This is a genomic window from Brevibacterium aurantiacum, from assembly GCF_900169065.1.
Taxonomy (GTDB): Bacteria; Actinomycetota; Actinomycetes; order Actinomycetales; family Brevibacteriaceae; genus Brevibacterium; species Brevibacterium aurantiacum.
The window spans coordinates 1-1427 of record NZ_FXZB01000062.1; the positions used below are offsets into that span (position 1 = coordinate 1).

Below are 1427 nucleotides of genomic sequence, written 5' to 3' on the forward strand. Positions count from 1 at the left end.
CGACGTGCCTCAGCTATTTTGAGCGCGTAGAACCAGGCGGTGCCTCAAAGACTTTGAGCGCGAACTCCCAACAAACGGGAGCAGGCTTGCCCTATGGAAGGCAAGATCCCGATGACCGCCAGACGCCACGTGACGAACAAACTCCGCACCACCTACCGCAAAGCCTCGAAGACCGACCGGTCTCGCATCCTCGACGAAGTGATGGCCACGACCGGAATGGGCCGGTCGACGGCCAGGAGAATGTTGACCGGTCCCCGCCTACCGGACCCGGGCGAACACGTCGACAAACGACGACTCAGGCCCAAAACCTACTCCGATGCCTCACGCGTCCTCCTCGAGCACGTGTGGGCGCTGATGGGCATGCCCTGCGGAAAGTACTTCGTCGTGATGCTGCCGATGTGGCTGCCCCTGCTCGAACAAGCAGGAGACCTCGACCATCCATTCGTCTCTGCGACTGCGATCGAGGAACTGGAATCGATGAGCGCTGCTACCATCGACCGATACCTGGCCCCGGCCAGGCAATCGATGCAGCTGCGAGGCATCTCGACGACGAAGCCGCCACCACTGCTACGCAACTCGATCGGACTGTCGAAGACCGGCGATGAACCACCGACCGTGGCCGGAGTCATCGAGGCCGATACCGTCGCCCACTGCGGGCCCAGCTACGTCGGTGAGTTCGCCCGGACCTTAACGATGACCGACATGGTCACCGGGTGGACCGAGAACGCCTCGATCCGCAACAACGCCTCGAAATGGATCCTCGAAGCGGTGGCTGATCTGGACGGGAAGTTCCCGTTTGAACTGCGTGTCTTCGATTCCGATAACGGGTCCGAGTTCATCAACCACGAAGTCGCCGACTGGCTCCAACAACGTGATATCGACCAGACGAGGTCGCGGCCCTACAGGAAGAACGACCAAGCGACGGTGGAGTCGAAGAACAACCATGTCGTACGCAAACACGCCTTCTACTGGCGCTATGACACCAGCGAAGAACTGGGGCTGCTGGGCCAGTTATGGCCGTTGGTGTCGCTGCGGCTGAATTTCTTCGTCCCGACGAAGAAGCCCGTCGAATATGCCACCACCAGCGATGGTCGTCGCCGACGTGTCTACGACAGTCCCCGGACCCCGTGGCGACGAGTCCTCGATTCCGGACTCCTGACCGATGACCAGGTCACGGCCATCAGCGAACGAGTCGATGGTGTCAATCCTGCCGATCTGACTCGCCAGATCAATCAGATCCAGATGCGATTGATCGAGCTGTCGAAGTCCAAGACCGAGGCCATGGCTGCCAGTCGGCACCTGGACATGGCATCATTGAAACCGTCGATGAATCGACTCCAAACGAATTAGTGAACCGTAAGCCTCACGCTCAAAAATGCTGAGGCACCAACACGGATCACGCGCTCACTCCTCAGTGAGGCACCTCG

At 59.9% G+C, this 1427-nt stretch carries 1 protein-coding gene; it reads left to right on the plus strand.

What is annotated here, in order from left to right:
• The first annotated feature begins 93 nt into the window (after nt 1-93).
• Nucleotides 94-1350, plus strand: a complete 1257-nt coding sequence (locus tag BAUR9175_RS19060) for an integrase catalytic domain-containing protein (protein WP_180959294.1) — start codon at nt 94-96, stop codon at nt 1348-1350.
• Nucleotides 1351-1427 lie beyond the last annotated feature (77 nt).